Consider the following 18,066-nt stretch of genomic DNA (forward strand, 5'->3'; position numbering starts at 1 on the left):
CTCAACTCAAACTCTTCATGCCACGCAGCCACTCATAAAAACCATCATCGAAAAAGAGATCAGGGATGTACGTCTGCGTATAATTGCAATTAGGGCAAAGAAGAACCAACCCTTGCTCAAGAACTTTAGGGTATAATTTCTCGTGCTTATTGTTGTTTCCGCAAATAAGAGGACGAACTCCATCAGCCTGTTGGTAATCCTTAATACGTTGCTTGATAATATCCTCTTCGTTCATTTTTATCCCCTTTATCTATTGAACTCAGCATTCTTCCAAGATATTATACACGATCTACGCATTCGCAACACCTAAATAATCTAAGTACCGCTATCGCACTTTTTTTAGGTCTTTCTTTCCCTCTTTTGATGCACTCATACAATTAATTAATACATAAATCGTTACATACACCGTTCCAATAAATAAGCCAAATAATAAGCAGAAGAAAACCGAACTACTTGTTAAACTTCCTTCTATGATTCCAGTTACTTTACTCCAATCCGTTATTGCTTCCCAGCTATTTAATCGATATTCTCTTCCCAACAAAATTCCGTACCCGCCTGCAATGGAAGTGATCATAACAAAACACCAAGATATTGTCTTATTAAATAAGCTCATTAATACGTATTGAATTTGATAGGTTGAGAATGCCCCAAGTAACAAGCTAGTCCAAGTGAATAAATGTATCACTACAAAATCAATCCAGTAAGCAAAACCAATAATTCCATTAGTTGCATACAAATCCTTCTTGACAGTTAAATGAATGAGATCAGTTATAACGTACGGGGAATTCGGGAAGAAAAGTAACCATAACATCCCAAGTAAAACAAGAAAAATAGACTTCACCTTACTTCGCTTGTAAATAAGATACACCAAACTAGACAGAACAAGAGGAATCCAAGCCAAAAATAAATTCCAGTTCAAGAAATCAAAATAGGTTTTATTTCTACAAATTATATAAACAACAACGTTTATCAAAGACAGAGTGACTAGAAAAATAAATAGATTTTTATGGTTAAGATTCTTCATTGAAGACCTCCTTCAACAATTCAGGATGCGCTCTACTAATCGTTAACTTCCAAGTTCCACTTGGACGGATTTATACTATATGTATTTCACTTTCATCTATGCTTTCTGAATTTGTATACTTCTATTATCAATTCTATTGAACAAAAAGCTACCGTTAAAATACCAATAAACGATAACATGTAGATCATATAAAAAGAAACTATTGGACTTGGTTAGCCAATTTTATTAGCTCAGATACATCTATTTTAAGATCACCTAACTGGTTTTTGTTCCCATTGATATAGTAAACAAACCGCGCCAAAAACCCATTTTCGCTTTCCCACCAAATGGATTGACTGCTTTCGCCAACTTCGTAGAATGCTTGTTTTCCGTTTTCCAGATGTACTGTTTGCTTGTTTACTTCTGATACTTTCTCTGGCTGGTCAATAACTTTACTCAAAATGTATTTTAATTCTTGAGTGGTTTGAATGTTTTTATAATGAAAAATAAACTGTTGTAGGACATCTGGATTATCAATAGCAATCTCAGTATGAATTGCATTAACTTCAAATGGAAATGTAACTGGCTCTTTAAAATCGTAATTCATCTGTTTGCTTTTTTCTCTTGAATCATTATTACCACTACACCCACATATCAAAAAAAGTAAGATTAATACAGCAAAAGAAATTTTCTTCAATATTTCACCTCTTATTCGTAAACATCTATCCAAAAAACAAGAGAAGATCCTCTTGGGGCCTTCTCCCTGGCACTAATCTGTGAACCTGTATAGTTGCTCCTTCGTAAATGTCCATTCCGGGGAATTCAACTTCCCCTCAAACGCAGTGGAATACCAAGGATTGCCCTCCCTGTTATCTTGATTCTTCAGAACATGTATGTCTTGCGCAGGCGTGTAGCCCTGAGCTAATAAGAAGAGCTTTTCTCCTGTCTTGGGGTTCTGAGCCATATCCAATACAATGATGGCATGTCCCGGCGTGCCCCCTTCCAGAAACACATCACCAGCTTGCATCTCTGATAGCGGCACCTGCCTCATTTCTTTCGACAGGGACAACGTTCCCGCGTACGCAAATACCATGTTCAGATAACTTCGAAACACTTCATAGCTGTCAGATGCCGCACCACGTTTGGACCATGAGACCTTGTTGCCAGACACTTCAATTCGATTCCCTTTCCTCCAGGTTGCATAGTCAGCTTTAAAGCCATTGGTAAAGTTGAAGTGAATCTTATCCAACTTGCCACTGCCATACAGGTATTCCGCCCGCAGCCTCATTACTGCATCGGCACATTGCTGCAGATCCCGCTCCCCTACATCCACATTGAGCACAGCTTCGTATACTTCTTTGGCCTTAAGCTCCCCATTAAACAAATGTACCTTGGAGCCATGTGGCTTTAAAGGCAGATTCCGCAAATAATCCCCGTAGGAACCCTCCTCTACAGGAACCCTTTCATAACCTTTAGGAACAGCTATCCGATCCATCACATTCGTTCCTTCTGCATGAATCAATTGTTGTTTAAGGGATTTGGTTCCAGTCTTCGCATCCGCGGCTTTCGACCCTTCCTCCCCTGCGGCGGAACAGGAACTAAGTAACAGCACAGAAAGAGCAGTAACCGTTATCCATGTTTTCGTCAACAGCAGCAGCTCCATTCCTGAATCTTAGTCTAAACACCCCATCCTTGGAAAATAAAGGTATCTTTAAATAGACGCTTCATTGTGGTGAAAAGTTGCTATCTACAGCATGATTGAACAGAATGTGAGGATTCCCCGATTTGCAATTAATGTTCTATCCACGTTGCTCCGCCATCCTTGGTATACCTTATCATCTGCAAATTGCGCCTGGTACAAGGTAATCGCGGTGTGAACGCCCCTAGCCCTAACCTCATCTCAATAACTATAGGAAGTTTACATACGATTTAAATCACAAAAACCTACATTACCACTTTCGTGGCGGTATAGGTTTTTCGCATTATTACATCGTGTTATGTACCCTGTAGCTCAAGTGGCATAAAGGCATAATCTCCGTTCCTAAGAATGCTGCCTTTTCTAACAGGTATAGCATGGCTGAAGATCGGACCATCAATGACAGTTGTATGGAACTCGCCGCCTTCTCCGCATGGGTCAATTCCACGAGCTTGCAATTCCTTAACGTAAGCATGGGTTAGTGTTCGTCCCAGATCCTCTTCCTTCATTCCTAACGATATATTTACTGTGACCAGGATGGATACAAACCCTAGATCGATAAACTCTTTGACAGCTTCAGCATGATCCATTCTCCATAGCGGCATTCCAAGCTTTAAACCAGCATTCTGAGTAACTTTGTCATGCCAGCAGCCCTCGACAGGCATATCCAAGTCTCCTGTGACTAACACTTCTGCGCCTTGTCCTTTGGCTTGTTCCAATAGGCGCATAAACACACCTTCATAATCATCCCAACTTGCAGGAGCCGTATAGACGGGTAAGCCGATGGACTCCGCTTGGGCGCGAATAAGCTCTGGAGGCATTCCATGGGATCTAGAACGCTTCCCTTCTTCCTCCAACATGACGATGAGTCCGACCGGTTCTCCTACCTTCATTGATTTATACAGCGCCAGAACGCTATCCTTTCCCCCGCTAAAAGAAGCTATAAATTTATGCCCGTGGGCATTATTTGTCCAATTCACACTATCATTCATTTCCTATCGTTCTCCCTTGTTGTGTGCTCTGCTCATTATATCACGAGTTGCTATGGCAGTTATGTAGCTCATTTGCTACAGCTCGTCCCGCTACTCGGCCGGTAAATAAGCAGCCTCCGAGAAATGTTCCTTCCAACGCACGATACCCGTGAAGACCGCCTCCTCCGAAACCGCTTGCCTCTCCAGCAGCATATAACCCTGGAATCGCTTCTCCCGCCTGGTTCAGTACACGACCGGATAAGTCCGTTTGTAAGCCTCCCAATGTTTTACGACTTACGATATTCAATCGCACCGCAATGAGTGGACCATTCTCAGGATCAAGCATACGATGCGGCTTGGCAACACGAATTAATTTATCCCCAATATAATTACGAGCGCCTTGAATAGCAGTTATTTGCAGATCTTTGGTAAAGGGGTGCGCGATCTCCCGATCTCTTGCTTTGATTTGCCGTTCGATATGGTCAACATCAAGCAATTTCTCCTCGGTCAACGCATTCATGCCAGCGACCAGCTCAGCCAATATCGGAGCAACGACGAAATCCTCTCCCTTATCCATAAAAGCTTGTATCGGAGCCATTGCACCTGGCAGTGCTCTAGACAACACTTTACGAATGCTTTTCCCCGTCAAATCGGGGTTCTGTTCAGAGCCTGACAGGGCAAATTCTTTTTCAATAATTTTCTGGGTCAAAATAAACCAGGAATAGTCGTAGCCTGAATTCAGAATTGCTTCTAAGGTTCCTAAAGTATCAAATCCAGGGAAGTTCGGGGCTGGAAAACGCTGACCACACGCGTCGAACCAGAGTGAAGATGGCCCCGGAAGAATACGTATCCCATGATGATGCCACACGGGATTCCAATTCTTATTCCTTCTGTGTAATGCCACATCCGGTCGCGATTCACAATCCGACCTCCGGATTGCTCCGTAATCGCAAGCATGCGGCCATCAACATGTGCGGGCACGCCAGAGAGCATGCGCTTAGGTGCTTCGCCTAGCCGACTCGGCCAATATTGGCGGACTAAGTCGTGATTAGCACCAATTCCGCCACTGCTGACGATGACTGCCTGCGCACGGTATTCGAATTCACCAATCATTTCACGTGAGCTCGTTTCCCCGCGAGCCGCAGTGCTCGGCACAAGCACAGAACCGGAGACGCCAGTAATGGCTCCTCCACTTTGAATAAGCTCGTTCACGCGATGACGTGGTTGGTACACAACAAGACCATTCTGCCTATGTGCCCGAATGCGTTGTTCAAATGGCGCGATGATGCCAGGCCCTGTCCCCCAAACAATATGAAAGCGAGGCACAGAATTGCCATGTCCCTCTGCCAAATAGCCTCCGCGTTCCGCCCACCCGACAACCGGGAAGAAACGGATTCCCATGGCATGCAGCCATTCGCGTTTTTCACCCGAGGCGAACTCGACATAGGCCTCCGCCCACTTGCGGCCCCAGTAATCCTCGTCGTCTTCACGATCAAAGCCTGCTGACCCCTGCCAATCCTGCCAGGCCAGTTCTTGGGAATCTCTAATACCCAGCCTGCGCTGCTCGGGGGAATTCACAAGAAATAAGCCGCCGAATCCTTTTGCCAAATAAAAATGGCCTCCTTCTGACCACTATAGCCAAAAAGGAGGCAATTCACAGGATGGAATGTCCATCCAATTACGATCCCTTGAGATCTTCTTCCATATCGTCAATGACGACAAGTGGCGTCTCAAGACTCAGCTTTTTCAGAGGCTTCACCTCAATCGCCCTAGGACGCGTGTCACCATAAAGCTCAGTAAAAATCTCTTCAATTTCATCTCCTGTCAAATCTTCACGTTTCAACAGCTCTTCCGCAATCTTGTGAACGAATTCCGTATAGTCAATTACGAGCTTCTTGACCTCGAGCATTTGCTCTTTGAGCAGCTCATTAATCTGTGGTCGAAGTGCTTTGAGACCATCCGTGCGAGAACCAACTGCCAAGAAGCTGAACAGTTCCTCGCCCATCCCGAGCATTCCGAGATACGCACCTGCAATTTGGGTTGCATGCTGTAAATCTGACGTTACACCGTTTAATTTCTTGTTCAGGAATTCATCTTCTACCGCACGGGCAGCCAAACAAACTTGAATCTCTGCCAACATCTCAGAGTCACTGCGGTTATATCGCTCATGTGTCTCCTTCGTAGCCGAAAGTCCGAGAGCGCCGCCCCGCCTAACAATCGTTACTTTCCATACACGCTCATGTGGCTTCAACAGGAACTGTGCCACCGCATGACCTGCTTCATGATAAGCGACATTGCGTTTCTCATCATCTCGCATCGAGCGCAGCGGTTGTTTAAGCCCCCACTCATAAGTTTCCATAGCGGCACGGAAGTCTTCGTAGCTCGCCGCTTGTGCACCACGTTGATGGGCGATAACAACAGCTTCGTTAACGATATGTTTAATTTGAGCCGGGCTATAACCAATGGAATCAAGACCTGCTTTTTCTGCGGTTAACGTTTCGTCCAGCTTGACCTTTTTCAAATAGTATTGGAAAATATCAACCCGACCATCATAATCCGGAACATCCACCCAGAGTTGTCGATCGAAACGACCTGGTCGAAGTAAGGCTGAATCAAGCACATCAGGCAGGTTGGTCGCTGCAACCGTTAGCACGGGCGGGCGTTCTGCCTTTTTACGGCGCAGCCCTAGGGAACGCAGCATCTTTACAATTTTAGATGTATCAATATTAGGCGGGTCCATCTGCAGGAGCAGCTCGTTCAGGAGGCCTGAACCGCCGCCCATCCCCATCATCCCCATACCCATACCGCCGCCTCCACCTTGACGACTCATACCAATCGCATCGATCTCGTCAATGAAGATGATACAAGCGCCGTAGACGCGCGCAAGTTTGCGGGCTTTTTTGTAAATCCCCATCACTTTGAGATTTCCCACACCAAAGAACATATTCTGAAAACTTGGTGCAGACGCATAGGCAAACGGAACTTGTGCTTCATTCGCAATAACTTGTGCAAGATACGACTTCCCGGTACCTGGCGGTCCGCAAAGCAGCAATCCACGAATGGCTTCGCCGCCCATTTCCTTGAACTCTTTGACACCTTTGAGCAGGGTGACAATCCGTTTCGCATTTTCTACAATTTCAGGGTTTCCTCGATAATCATCCCATGTGGAACCGGTCTCTCCAGGCAGAATCCAATACGTTCGTCCGCGAGCAAGGAACCAGAACAGCGCAACAAATTGAATGATCATAAAGGCCATTGCGAAAACCAGTTGCATCAGTAACGTCGCAACACTAATCGCTATCCCCCAAGCGGTCGGCCCACCTGCCCATAGCAGCCCGCCAAACAACACGATGGCTGCTAGCCAGAGGATTAACTTTCGCCATCTAATCCATTGATATCTCCTCATGGCTACACTTCCTTCATATGATAAAGTTTGAATATCCCTATGAAAAAAACAACATTCATGGCCCCGCAAGAAGCAGGGCCACAGGAACGATTATTGGAATTTTTTAATGATATCGAGCACGTACTTGGCTATCACAGCGAGGCCGCAAATGAAATAAAAAATCACCACAATCCACCCTGTTGGATCGAAAGAAATCATAGATAATAGTACCGTCAGTGGCAGCACATAGTATAGGACATCTTTCAAATAACCTAACACGAGTGTTGGACCAAAGGAGCCAACCCAGAAGGATTTGAAGAACGCAATAAGAAAATCAATCAACATGAAGCCAAAAATACCCCACAACGTGTAAATTATCCAGCCCTCAATTGTATTTGTCACTTTTCATCACCACCTTCCTACATACTATGCTAGGATTAGTGGCCGGTGAGAAATCAGTGGGCAACAAGCTGCGAGCCTGAAATATTTACCTTCTATTACTTACTTCATTCAGCTTAATTTTCCTTCTCAATTCAGGTTGTTTTAAGAAAAATATATTACTTTTTTTTGGAAATAAGACCGAAGAATATAGCGGAATCTTTGAAAATCCACTAAGAAATAGCTTCTAGCTGGCGAAACCGCAACCAAGCTAATGATATTCAGCGATAGAAACCGCATGAGCTTCTCGATGCGGTTCATTTTGGCGACCGCATTGGAGCGGTGAGGCACTCCTATTTACCCCGCCGGTTATGCGAGCTAAGCACATTTCCCTTTTTTTACAAGTCAACACCCAAAAAAATCCATCTACTCCCGAATACTCTTAGTAAGATTAACCAACTCAGGCACACACCGCATAATCGCAATTTTCTACTCATTTATTTTATTAAGGAGAGAAGAAAAAGATGAAGCATTCGCGTATGAAAAAACTGCTTATACCGACCCTCGCCCTCACACTTGTGATGACTACTGGCACAACGGCCTTCGCTCAGAACGGTCGCGACCACAAGGACGATGATCGCAACAACACACGCCAAATTAATGACAAACGCCAACAAGCTGCTATCAAATTTGACTTCAAAGACATCAAAGGGAAAGAATTCGAATGGGCCTTAAGCTACATTATGAGTCTAGTCTCTAGGCGTATCTTCGATGGGTACCCCGACGGTACCTTTAAACCACAAGAAACGGTCACACGCATCGAGGCCATCACCGCAGCTGTACGGTTAATGGGGCTGCGGGATCAAGCCGAATCCGCTGAAGAAAAAGCGACGAAGCTGAATTTCCATGATGCAGCAAGTGTACCTTCGTGGGCCGTCGGTTATGTAGCTGTAGCATTGGAGAACGATCTTTTCGCCGAATCTGACTCGAACGTCAACCCGAATCAACCAGCTGATCGTCTCTGGGCCACAACCCTCCTTGTAAAAGCTTTAAAACTACAAGACGAAGCTGAAGCGAACATGAACGCAAGGCTCTCTTTTTCCGACTCCTCTAGTGTCCCTGCGGGTTCGGTGGGATATGTAAAGGTCGCCGTCGACAAAGGTCTTGTGAACGGCTTTGAGGACAATACATTCCGTCCTAAACAACTCGTAACGCGTGCACAAATTGCTGCCTTATTAGATCGCGCAGGCAACCAATTACCGAACAGCATTAATGGACTCGTGACGGGAACTGTCGTAGCACCAGTTAGCGGTAGTATCTTAACTGTCCGAACGAACGGACAAAACATTAATTTGACATTAAATCCCGATGTGTTTATTTATCGAAATGGTGCCAAAGTCAGTCCCTCCGCCTTGCAAACTGGAGACGTCCTCAAGATTCGTTCCAACGATGGCAGCATCATTTATATCGAAGTCTCCCAGCCAAATGGAGGCAACCCGACAACGCCTACGCAAGCAGTTGGTGTAAAGACGGGCATGGTAGCTGCAGCGATAAATGGAAATACACTCACCCTTTTAAGTAATGGGCAGACGATTTCTCTTCCTTTGAATAGCAATGTTCTTTATTTCCGTAATGGCTCGCAGACAACGGCAGCAGGCTTGCAAGTAGGTGACATCGTAAGCACTCGCTCTTACAACTATGGCATTAGTTATGTAGAAGTGACACAATCTGTGGGCACAAGCGGGACACCAACGAATTTTGCCTCGACAACAACCGGCACGTTGACTTATCCAATTAGCGATAATACATTACTTCTAACCACATCTACTGGGCTTCAAGGCGTTACACTGAACAGCAATACCATCGTTTACAAAAATGGTGCATTTACAACTCTTTCAGCGCTTCAAGTCGGCGATATCCTGACAGCTTACGCCTACAATCATACGGCAGCAGTCATTGAAGTAACCAAAAGTGTGTCACAAGTGACGACGACAGGTGAGATGACCGGAACCATTTCCGGCCAAATCAACAATAACTTACTCACGCTCACGAGTGGCGGGCAGTCTTACAGTCTGCAGCTTCACGCGAACACTTCCATCTACACGGATGGTGCTCAAACGACAAGCGGCGTATTGCTGCCAGGTCAAGTTATCAAAGTGCATTACTATAACGGCGTTGTGTTACATGCCGAAGTACTTAAGCGTGCAGATGGCACCTCGGTAACACAGCCAACAATTGCACAGCTCACAGGTACGGTCATTTCAGCTACGAATAATCTCATTGTCATTGTAAACGGTAATCAGGCGCAAGCGATTAATTTGAATGATAAGGCTTTCGTCTATCGCAGCGGCACTCAGGTTAGTGGTTCAGCGCTACAGCCTGGTGATATTGTCAAAATCCGTTCCTATAATAATTCAGCCATTTATGCTGAAGTTACACAGCTTACTAGCGGTAATACTCAGAACTTCAATGTGTCTGGCACTTTTAACAGTGTAACCTTTACGAATCAAGGCAAGATCGCCACAATCACCATCAATCAAACAGGTACAAATGGAAGTAACGTGACAACAACTTATAACGTGTCCTCATCGGTAACCATTACTGGCAACATTTCTAATATGGTACAAAATCACGCCATAACACTGCAAGGCACTGGTGCCTTGATTACAAAAATCAACATTCAGTAATCTCAAAGAGGGTCTCCCAAAGCCATGCATATGGCGGGAGGCCTTCTTTTTTTGATAAGCTACTAGAAATTGTTCCCATGTTAACTGAGTTGGAACTGGACTTGGTTCCACCGGAACGATACTCCTCCCACTCTACTTCATGTGAATACAGCGGCTGTGGAATGTCAAAAATGCTAGGGCTCGCGATTCGAGCTAGTTTTGACGCTGTAAGCGTGTATTTCACCGTTACAGAGCGCAGGACAAGCCTCTCTGTCCCATATCGCCCACGACTGTAACCACAACTTCACAATAAAAAGGAGCTAAGCGGATACTACACGCTTAGCTCCTTTTCCAAATCGGGGCAACCGCGCCCCTAGCATCACCGCAAATACAAGCTTAGCGGCTGCAGCTTTAAGTCTTTCAAACCAGCATGAACCAGCTTCGCAACTTCAATCCCGCCTTGCTGTTGGAAATGGGTGTTGTCTTCCACGCCATCTGGGAAATTCATGAATTCACCTGGCGCCAGCCACATGAACAATCTCTTGGTTCCCTCTGGCCCTAACGTTTCAAACAACGTCTTGCTGCTTGCAGCAAGATCGATCAATGGTACCTCTTCTGCCGCAGCCAACTCGCGCATCGCGATCAGGTAATCGCCGTGCGTATCACGCAACGTACCGTCTTCCTCGAAGAACCGCCGTTGCACGGACGTGACCAGAATCGGATATGCACCTCGATCCCGAGCGCCGTCGATATAGATTTTCAGCGTTTCCTTGTAGGTGGAGAATGGCTCCGTATACCGTGCTTCATCCGGTTTCTGGTCATTGTGACCGAATTGAATGAGCAGGTAATCGTGGGGTTTGATGTGACCCCAAATTGTATCCAATACGCCTTCACTAATAAAACTCAAGGAACTCCTGCCCGATAACGCATAATTGGCTACCGCTGCATCTGGTTTGATGAAGAGTGGAAGCATTTGTCCCCAACCTGCGTACGGATACCCATCCGTCGGCTGGTCGGTCACGGTTGAATCGCCGGCTAGAAACAGCGTACAAGCTGTATGCATAGGCTCGATTTCCAACGCATTGATGCGTGGTGCCCTACCTGAGAACGTTAGCTTTAGCTGTGCGTCCACAACCCAAACAGAGAAGCTCGAACGGGCAAAATGTCCCGCAGAAGTACGTTGCTTATGAAGCACAAGCCTTCCTTCACCTGTAGTGATCGTTGTTTCTGTTTCTGCGATCTCATCACCTAGTAAGATCGAGACCCGGTAGGTCCCATCTGGAACATCCACCCGAAACGAAGTGTCTAGCGGAATACAGAAATCTCTACGTAACGCACTGGACTCATCACGATCTTTGGCATGAACGTTCTTTACATTGCTAAATCCATATCCAACTGATTTCTCATACGCATCAGAGGGAGTAATTTTGGTGTAACCTGACTCCGGGTTCCCTACCCCGAAATCGAACTTCAACGCGTGTGTCATCGTAGATTTCCTTTCTCTTCACAACGGAATTTCGCCGCCGGGATATAAGGTAGAACTGGACAGGCGTTTGGGCTGCGGCAGTTGTGTCCCGGATAGTCCTTCGCGCCATGCAAGCGGCCCACTGGCATAAATAGCGGCTGTGTCATCATTATAAATAATAACTTGCTCTGTCCCACTTCCACATACATCGGCATGTACAGCATATCCGTTTAGTGGAAATTCAACAACAACGTTCATTTCACCATCATATAAGGATGGCCACACGCCACCACCTCTGCGGTAGGCAAGGATCAGATCCGCTGAATCAACTGTCCATCCGCGAAGTGGCTCAATAATCGTCAACCAACCATCCGTTTGGCGGTCTTCTTTCCAAAGTTCTTGACCTTCACTATCCAAGAGAAATAAGGCATCCTTTCCTTTCAATCCCTTGCCATCATCCTCGCGCACGAGTCGATCCAACCCTGCGATTTGCAATCCTGGCTTATCACTGCGGAATCGGCCTAGGGCAATATGCTGAGATTCAATCGAGCCTTCATAACGCCATAGCTCATTGCCGAAACGATCATACATCACCGTGACACTTCCGCCGATCACAAGCTCCGGGTGCCCATCGCCATTCACATCCCCAACCCAAATACAGTCAGCGTGATCGTCGAGGTCCTTACAGCTCCATAGCTTCTGACCATCATGGTCCAATAGATCATAACCAGCCATAACCTCGTCTTTCCCGTCTCCATCCAAATCATATACCCATGGGAAATGCCCAGGATTACCAACGTGTGTCCATAGTAGATTAAAGTGACGATCAAGCGCCCACATCGTGTGATAGCGGTCTTTCAGTATAATGTCACTGGCGTAAGACCCACCAGTCAAATTCGCCACGATGATGCAATCATGGGCATGTTCATGCGGCAGCTCATAAGAAGACTTTACCTCGCCATTCGCCCCGTTCAGGATGAGAAACCGCCCATCCATCACGCATAAAACTTCTAGCTGACCATCGCCGTCGATGTCAGCAATCTGTGCAGGATAGTCCGATCCTGCACTTCCTGCACCGGGATCAGGCTCTCCTGTCTGCCACAGCAGATTGCCCTCCAGATCAAATGCCGTCAGGCACTGCACCTGATGCGGGATGTATCGAACATCCTGACGGTTGTCAGGATGAACCAACAACATCTCCATGCGACCGTCACCGTTCAGGTCGCCTAGGAGCATTTTGCATCGTGGGCCTGCTGCACTAATATCTATTTTGCCAATCAAATAAGCTTCGTTGCTTGTAAGTTCCACAGCCCATCACTCCTCAATTCCGTCTATTGGGGTAGCCATTCGGATATTAGCTCAAGCGCGATAATCGTATTCAATGACCATTGTGCGGCCTCATTCGTGTTCATCCAATCAATCTCTTGCAAGGTATCCACGTGCGTAACGATGGACGCTTCCTGCTGAAGATCCACCTTAGCAAACGCGCTTTCGAGCAAAATAGTCCAGCACTTCTCTGCTGTCTCAGCATCCCGCTTATAAAAAGCTCCATACGCAGTGATCGCTGCACTGAGCACAGGATGCTCGAAATGTTTCGTGGATATCTGACCATGTGTCAACTTATCCTTCTGCTCCTGGGTTTGGTTGTAGTAAACGCCGAGCTCCGCCATCATGTCTTCCCATTCAGGATCCTTCAATATGCCAGCAAGCTCGAACCACACCTGCGGTCCTCCCATACAAATGGCCAAATGCCTGCCCCAGTTATCGTCTCCAAGTGGCGAGAGCACACCTGTTTTGGGATCATACCCATAGGTTGGACCCGAGATTAGCCCATAATTGGCGTCCTTAATACAATTGATGCCTACCAAGATTTTATCCCGATAAGATGTATCTTCGTATCGTTCCCAACGTGTCATCCAGTTTGAGCTGAAAGCCGCCCAATCCGGACCCACACGGATATGTGTTGGATGTTCATCCTTCGGAAAATACGCACGCATCGGATCCAAATTCACCGTGGTGAAATCCGAATCTCGCACTTCATCCATGATATCCCCGATCCGCTCATCCGCGGTCAAATAGTAGAAGTATCGATGTAAGCCCGCCATCCCGATACGAGCCTCCTTGCAACCGCAGCCCCAATGGACCACATTATGCCTGGAGCCCAGCCCCGCATATTCACCGAAATGGTACAGGTCCACTTCGCTTGTGTGCCGAGTCATCGCTTCTGCCATCCGGAAGATATCCGCTCGCCCCGTGCGCAGGAACATCACCCATAGCCACATGTTGGGCGCTAGCTCTGTATTTTGCCAAGCACAACCACCTAAATCATAATTCCACACATGCCTAACAGGATCATAACTATGCATATAATCGCCATAATCCCAGAACCCGTACCACTTTCGTTGCTCAACTTCCTCTTGATAAAAAGTAATAATCCCATCCAACCGATTCTCCAGCTGCGCTTTCACTGGATGACTACGGTCTGGCAGGCTCCAGTAACCGAAAGCCCCAGACGTGTGATAATACGAAGGCTCGCAAATGAGTAGCGATGGATTTTGCGATTCTTCCTGCATGTGCTGAAGCATCTCCATATCCGGCGTTTTACCCGTACACCACAGCGTCAATTCACTTGTATTAGCAATGCCATATGGCGTTGCACGAAGCTCTTCCGCTCCTTCATACGAGGATTCCACATGTGTTTCTGTATCATAATGGCGAAGATCCATCGGCGTCCCATCAGGTGACCACAACCAGATCGTAAATCCTGCCTCTGACGCCGCCGTACCGTGTACCTCAAAGCTTGAGGGATGCTTCTCCCAGAAATTTCGCAGCCCAACTGCCAAGCCACCGCCATCACCGCCGACATAGCCCAGACCACCAGCGCGTGCGCCATCTGTCACTTTGACCCAACTGCAGCCGGCTTTCGTCCGTTTCCATATGCGATAATGTTCCGATGAATCTTGAACAAGTTTAAAGCTATCCCATGTTGCCGAATCATCCAACAGCCCTAGGAAATACGCATCCTCAGTGGGGTCAAATGTAGTCGACTCACCTGCCGTTTGTTGTTCAAATAGCGCTCTATATTTTCCTTTTGTTCGTCGGGTATGCAAGGTTTTGGGTGATTCGCTAAAATATCCATGATCACCTGCCAAACGGATATGCCGATTGTATTGGGCCCCTCTCATCGGGACCGCGAATCGAATGCCTAAGCCTTTAATGAAATCCTCATGAGGATTCCCATCATAATGAAACGTATGCACCAGTTTAATCGTTTCCTGCCCTGCATATACATACATACGCAGTGAAAAAGGCAGCCACTCTCTCGTTCCCGTTGTTGAGCGGAGTCTACCATCAAGTTTAACGACTGCACGAATCGGTCCGTCTTGTTCAACAACAGCGCGCAAGACACGGCTTTCGAACGTCTCCTCGCGAGTTATCCGCACACCCGATGCCTCGCTCAGTTCTTCTTTCAAACCGATCAACTCACCACCGCTGCATATCTCATTGCCCTCACGAACGATACTGCGAAGCCACTGTTTCCCTTGCTTGCCTATAGTGCAAATCATGACGCCTGTATCAAGCGAAATGATATCGTCAGTTTCCGTTACGATCATACGGTAATCGGACTCTGGGCCCATGCCTTTTCGAATAGCGAACCCTTCTCCTGATCCCGGAATGACTGCCGCGGCATGCGCGGACCATTTCACACTGCCATCGGGCCAGTAAGCCGTCGGCCAGCTTTGGACGGGGACTACTTCTTGCCCCGAGGCTGTTTCCAAACATAATGACTCGTCGCGCCTAAGCTCGCCTTCGCGCCAAGGGATTCCCCATGTTATGCCTACAGGCTTAGAAGCCTCTTTATTTAACCAACGCAGCTCAATTGCCGAATTCGAAGCCAAACAATCATCTCCTTTTCACATTTAGTCCCATTGTAGAAAGAGGAACTCTTGCGAACAAGCGGACATTATTGCTAAGCTGTGATCGGGCAGTTTGCACTTTATTGGCACACTAATACATTGTTGCTAGGTTGTTCGACTAAGCTCACGATAGCGTGTTGGCGTCATACCTTCCAGCTTTTTGAAAATCCGGTTGAAATACGTATGTTGGTATCCCACCTGGTCGGCGACATCATTGATTCGCATTTCCGAATCTCTAAGCAGCTCTTTCGCTTTGTCCATGCGCAGCTCCGTCAAGTAATCGATAAAATTTTTGCCTGTCACTTGCTTAAAGGATCTGCTAAGGAAGAATGGATTCGTCCCCGTATGCTCCGCACAATTATCAAGCGAAATATCCTGTCTGTAATTATTTTGCAAATAAATCATCGCTTGTTCAATAATGCGTTTCACTTGCGCGTCCGAACGACCTGACATCTCCCTCATGAAGGGACTTAGCACTTTATCCTGAAACCAAGCAAGAATTCTAGTCGACTCTCGAATCTGGGAAAGCTGTTCATATAAATTCGCACCCTTGAAGAGGCGATTCGGATTAATCCCGGATACCATGATGGCGTGCTGAACATTGCCAAGCAAATGCAGCATCCCTTGCTGAACCTCAATTTCTTTGGCACCTTTGCAGGTTAAAACCTCCAGGAAAGACACTAGCAACTCACTAGCTTCGCCTTCTTTTCCTGTCCGTAAGGCTTGAATGAGCTCCCGCTCCTGTGTAAAAGGATATTGCAACTCCATGTCTTCCTCTCCTGCCAAATTGTCATGCTCCATATCGATAATCTGATTCACATTCTCGAAGTAACGGTAGCTGACCGCTTGCTTCGCTCGTTCAAATGCGATCGGTACATCTGAAATTAGCGATACCGGCCGGCTAATCGCCATGGTCATGCGCATTTTCAAAATACGGTTAATCGACTGCTTCAAATCGTCACTAAAAGCTTGTGAGGCTTCCGCATAGGATTTACCCTCAGGCAAGATGAGAAGAATTCCCGCTGTTAAATCGTGAAAGTTAAGGGTATGACTCTGTTCAAAATACTGAGCCGCCAGTTCATCAATCATATTCACGGCCGCAAATGTAACAAGTCCCTCTTCACCAAGCCGGAAGTTCCCCTCCATGCTCGTCATCCCAATTAATTGGACGTAGAGGACAACGAATTGCTTCTGGTTAACATCCCACATAAAGCGCTCCATCCGATGGCGTAGATCGTCCTCTGAATACGCATTCAAATATCCTTGCAGCAGTTGGTGCAGGAAGCTGTCCTTAAGATGAGGTAACTGTTCCGTCAACTTCGTATTCAACTCTAGACTTTCGTTATGCAAATTCACCCACTTCGACTCCAACAATGTGAATTCGTCAGCATGCTCATGGTGAGTTGTACTCCCACCTAACATCGCAACAAGCCTTTTGACCGGTAAATAAATGCGACGTGAAGCTAACCATGCAAGAATAGCCGCAAGCAGCAATACCGCAAGACTTACCGTAATAATCAACTTGGAAATAAAGACTACCGGTGATGTGATACTCGATATCGGCGATGCCGATACATAGGTCCAATCTTCGGAGATTCGTGCCAAACTGCCGTAAGATACCGTGTAAGTAGAGCCTTTCCAATCCATAAAGAAAGAGCCTTTATGTCCTGCTAGTGAGGCAACTTTGTCACGAAGAGCGCTTACAAATGGGGATGACTTTGAATTGCCGTTCGCTGAAACGAACAGTTCACCAGCATTCTGAATCAGAAACGTCTCCCCGCCATCATAAGGCGTCAGCGTATTGAGCATATTGGCTACCTTCTGGCTATCAAAACGAAAAACCAATACACCGAACGGCTTCAAACTTCCGCCGGGAACTTGATGTACGAGCGTTAAATCTTGGTTTTCGGGACGATTTGCATCAAAGGACCATTGCGTCCAGTAGGTCGTATTTTGACCGTGGATGAGTGGATCATATCTGGTAGCTATGGCAGCTGTTCGATCATCGATCTTCATATATTCAGGGTTGAACAGAACTGAGCTTGTTCCGCCCACGTAAAGCTCTGCATGCTTCACCATTGCGTTAGAGCCCTGCATGGCAACCAGCGTTCTAGTAATATCCTGCGTCCGTTCGAAGTTCTTCACAAAATCAAATCCATTTAAACTATAGTCAAATTTATTATCAAACGCCCAATGGGATAGCAACAGCTCAAGATTGCCTAACTGGTCATCGATATTTTGCGACCGTTGTTCAATTTGCCGATAATGAAGTTGAAGAAGCTCACTTTCTACGCGGCCACCCGCCATCCAATACACGAGCACCCCCATCACCAGTCCCGGAATACCCGAAACGATAAAGATCGTGATCAGACTCTTTTTGTAAAAGCGACCTTGTCCACCAATTGTTTTGCTTAAACTTCTTACTAGACCTTCTTTCATTGCTCGGAACATGCTCTCACCAACCGTTCGAAAGTTTAGTTTGGAGCGAAGACTTCAACTTAGAGCGTATACGGATTTGGTGCGGGATGGTAGTCAAATTCCAGTGGAGTTTCATTACTTTTCCGACTTTTATTACTTGTCCTATC

Annotated in this window: 12 protein-coding genes and 1 pseudogene; 1 reads left to right on the top strand and 12 read right to left on the bottom strand. The window is 46.4% G+C overall.

The features are described 5' to 3' along the window. Position 1: 1 nt before the first annotated feature. The 8 genes and pseudogenes from ASG89_RS05700 to ASG89_RS05735 all read right to left on the bottom strand — a co-directional run bounded on the left by ASG89_RS05700 (position 2) and on the right by ASG89_RS05735 (position 7,457). Positions 2–235 carry a hypothetical protein gene (locus ASG89_RS05700; protein WP_057309555.1) on the bottom strand — a complete coding sequence of 78 codons (234 nt, stop codon included), beginning with the start codon at positions 233–235 and terminating at the stop codon, positions 2–4. 90 nt (positions 236–325) lie between these two features. After that, complete coding sequence (locus ASG89_RS05705; protein ID WP_057309557.1) at positions 326–1,024, bottom strand: DUF1361 domain-containing protein; 699 nt, start codon at positions 1,022–1,024, stop codon at positions 326–328. A gap of 199 nt (positions 1,025–1,223) precedes the next feature. Further along, positions 1,224–1,700 (bottom strand): hypothetical protein, encoded by a 477-nt coding sequence (locus tag ASG89_RS05710; protein WP_057309559.1) that lies wholly within the window; start codon positions 1,698–1,700, stop codon positions 1,224–1,226. Between the two features lie 72 nt (positions 1,701–1,772). Continuing rightward, positions 1,773–2,651: a DUF4846 domain-containing protein gene (locus ASG89_RS05715; protein WP_235549632.1), complete on the bottom strand. Its 879-nt coding sequence runs from the start codon at positions 2,649–2,651 to the stop codon at positions 1,773–1,775. Between the two features lie 347 nt (positions 2,652–2,998). Beyond that, complete coding sequence (locus tag ASG89_RS05720; protein ID WP_057309563.1) at positions 2,999–3,691, bottom strand: diphthine--ammonia ligase; 693 nt, start codon at positions 3,689–3,691, stop codon at positions 2,999–3,001. Between the two features lie 40 nt (positions 3,692–3,731). Next, positions 3,732–5,266, bottom strand: a pseudogene (locus ASG89_RS05725) (FAD-binding dehydrogenase); the annotation flags it as partial. A gap of 82 nt (positions 5,267–5,348) precedes the next feature. Continuing rightward, the gene (locus ASG89_RS05730) at positions 5,349–7,076 is read right to left on the bottom strand and encodes an AAA family ATPase (RefSeq protein WP_082592767.1); all 1,728 of its coding nucleotides are present in this window, start codon (positions 7,074–7,076) and stop codon (positions 5,349–5,351) included. Between the two features lie 90 nt (positions 7,077–7,166). Next, entirely contained in the window at positions 7,167–7,457 is a 291-nt protein-coding gene (locus ASG89_RS05735; RefSeq protein ID WP_057309565.1) for a hypothetical protein, read from the bottom strand. Between the two features lie 500 nt (positions 7,458–7,957). Here ASG89_RS05735 and ASG89_RS05740 point away from each other — a divergent pair, with 500 nt between their 5' ends. Continuing rightward, a complete protein-coding gene (locus tag ASG89_RS05740) occupies positions 7,958–10,120 on the top strand; it encodes an S-layer homology domain-containing protein (protein WP_057309567.1) in 2,163 nt (720 codons plus the stop codon). Positions 10,121–10,478: 358 nt separating this feature from the next. Here the strand turns inward: ASG89_RS05740 and ASG89_RS05745 are convergent, their stop codons facing one another. The 4 genes from ASG89_RS05745 to ASG89_RS05760 form a co-directional block, all read right to left on the bottom strand. Continuing rightward, entirely contained in the window at positions 10,479–11,585 is a 1,107-nt protein-coding gene (locus ASG89_RS05745; protein ID WP_057309569.1) for a rhamnogalacturonan acetylesterase, read from the bottom strand. 18 nt (positions 11,586–11,603) lie between these two features. Further along, positions 11,604–12,800, bottom strand: coding sequence for an FG-GAP-like repeat-containing protein (locus ASG89_RS05750; RefSeq protein ID WP_157276544.1), 1,197 nt, complete (start codon positions 12,798–12,800; stop codon positions 11,604–11,606). Between the two features lie 95 nt (positions 12,801–12,895). Further along, positions 12,896–15,463, bottom strand: coding sequence for a hypothetical protein (locus ASG89_RS05755; protein ID WP_057309571.1), 2,568 nt, complete (start codon positions 15,461–15,463; stop codon positions 12,896–12,898). 123 nt (positions 15,464–15,586) lie between these two features. Beyond that, positions 15,587–17,932 carry a helix-turn-helix domain-containing protein gene (locus tag ASG89_RS05760; protein ID WP_235549633.1) on the bottom strand — a complete coding sequence of 782 codons (2,346 nt, stop codon included), beginning with the start codon at positions 17,930–17,932 and terminating at the stop codon, positions 15,587–15,589. Positions 17,933–18,066: the final 134 nt, after the last annotated feature.

This window comes from Paenibacillus sp. Soil766 (genome assembly GCF_001428105.1).
Classification (GTDB): domain Bacteria; phylum Bacillota; class Bacilli; order Paenibacillales; family NBRC-103111; genus Paenibacillus_E.

Excerpts from the sequence above, each read along its gene's own strand:
- ASG89_RS05700 (WP_057309555.1), bottom strand. The coding sequence starts at position 235 with ATGAACGAAGAGGATATTATCAAGCAACGTATTAAGGATTACCAACAG.
- ASG89_RS05705 (WP_057309557.1), bottom strand. The coding sequence starts at position 1,024 with ATGAAGAATCTTAACCATAAAAATCTATTTATTTTTCTAGTCACTCTG.
- ASG89_RS05720 (WP_057309563.1), bottom strand. The coding sequence starts at position 3,691 with ATGAATGATAGTGTGAATTGGACAAATAATGCCCACGGGCATAAATTT.
- ASG89_RS05730 (WP_082592767.1), bottom strand. The coding sequence starts at position 7,076 with ATGAGGAGATATCAATGGATTAGATGGCGAAAGTTAATCCTCTGGCTA.
- ASG89_RS05740 (WP_057309567.1), top strand. The coding sequence starts at position 7,958 with ATGAAGCATTCGCGTATGAAAAAACTGCTTATACCGACCCTCGCCCTC.
- ASG89_RS05745 (WP_057309569.1), bottom strand. The coding sequence starts at position 11,585 with ATGACACACGCGTTGAAGTTCGATTTCGGGGTAGGGAACCCGGAGTCA.
- ASG89_RS05750 (WP_157276544.1), bottom strand. The coding sequence starts at position 12,800 with ATGCTCCTAGGCGACCTGAACGGTGACGGTCGCATGGAGATGTTGTTG.
- ASG89_RS05760 (WP_235549633.1), bottom strand. The coding sequence starts at position 17,932 with ATGTTCCGAGCAATGAAAGAAGGTCTAGTAAGAAGTTTAAGCAAAACA.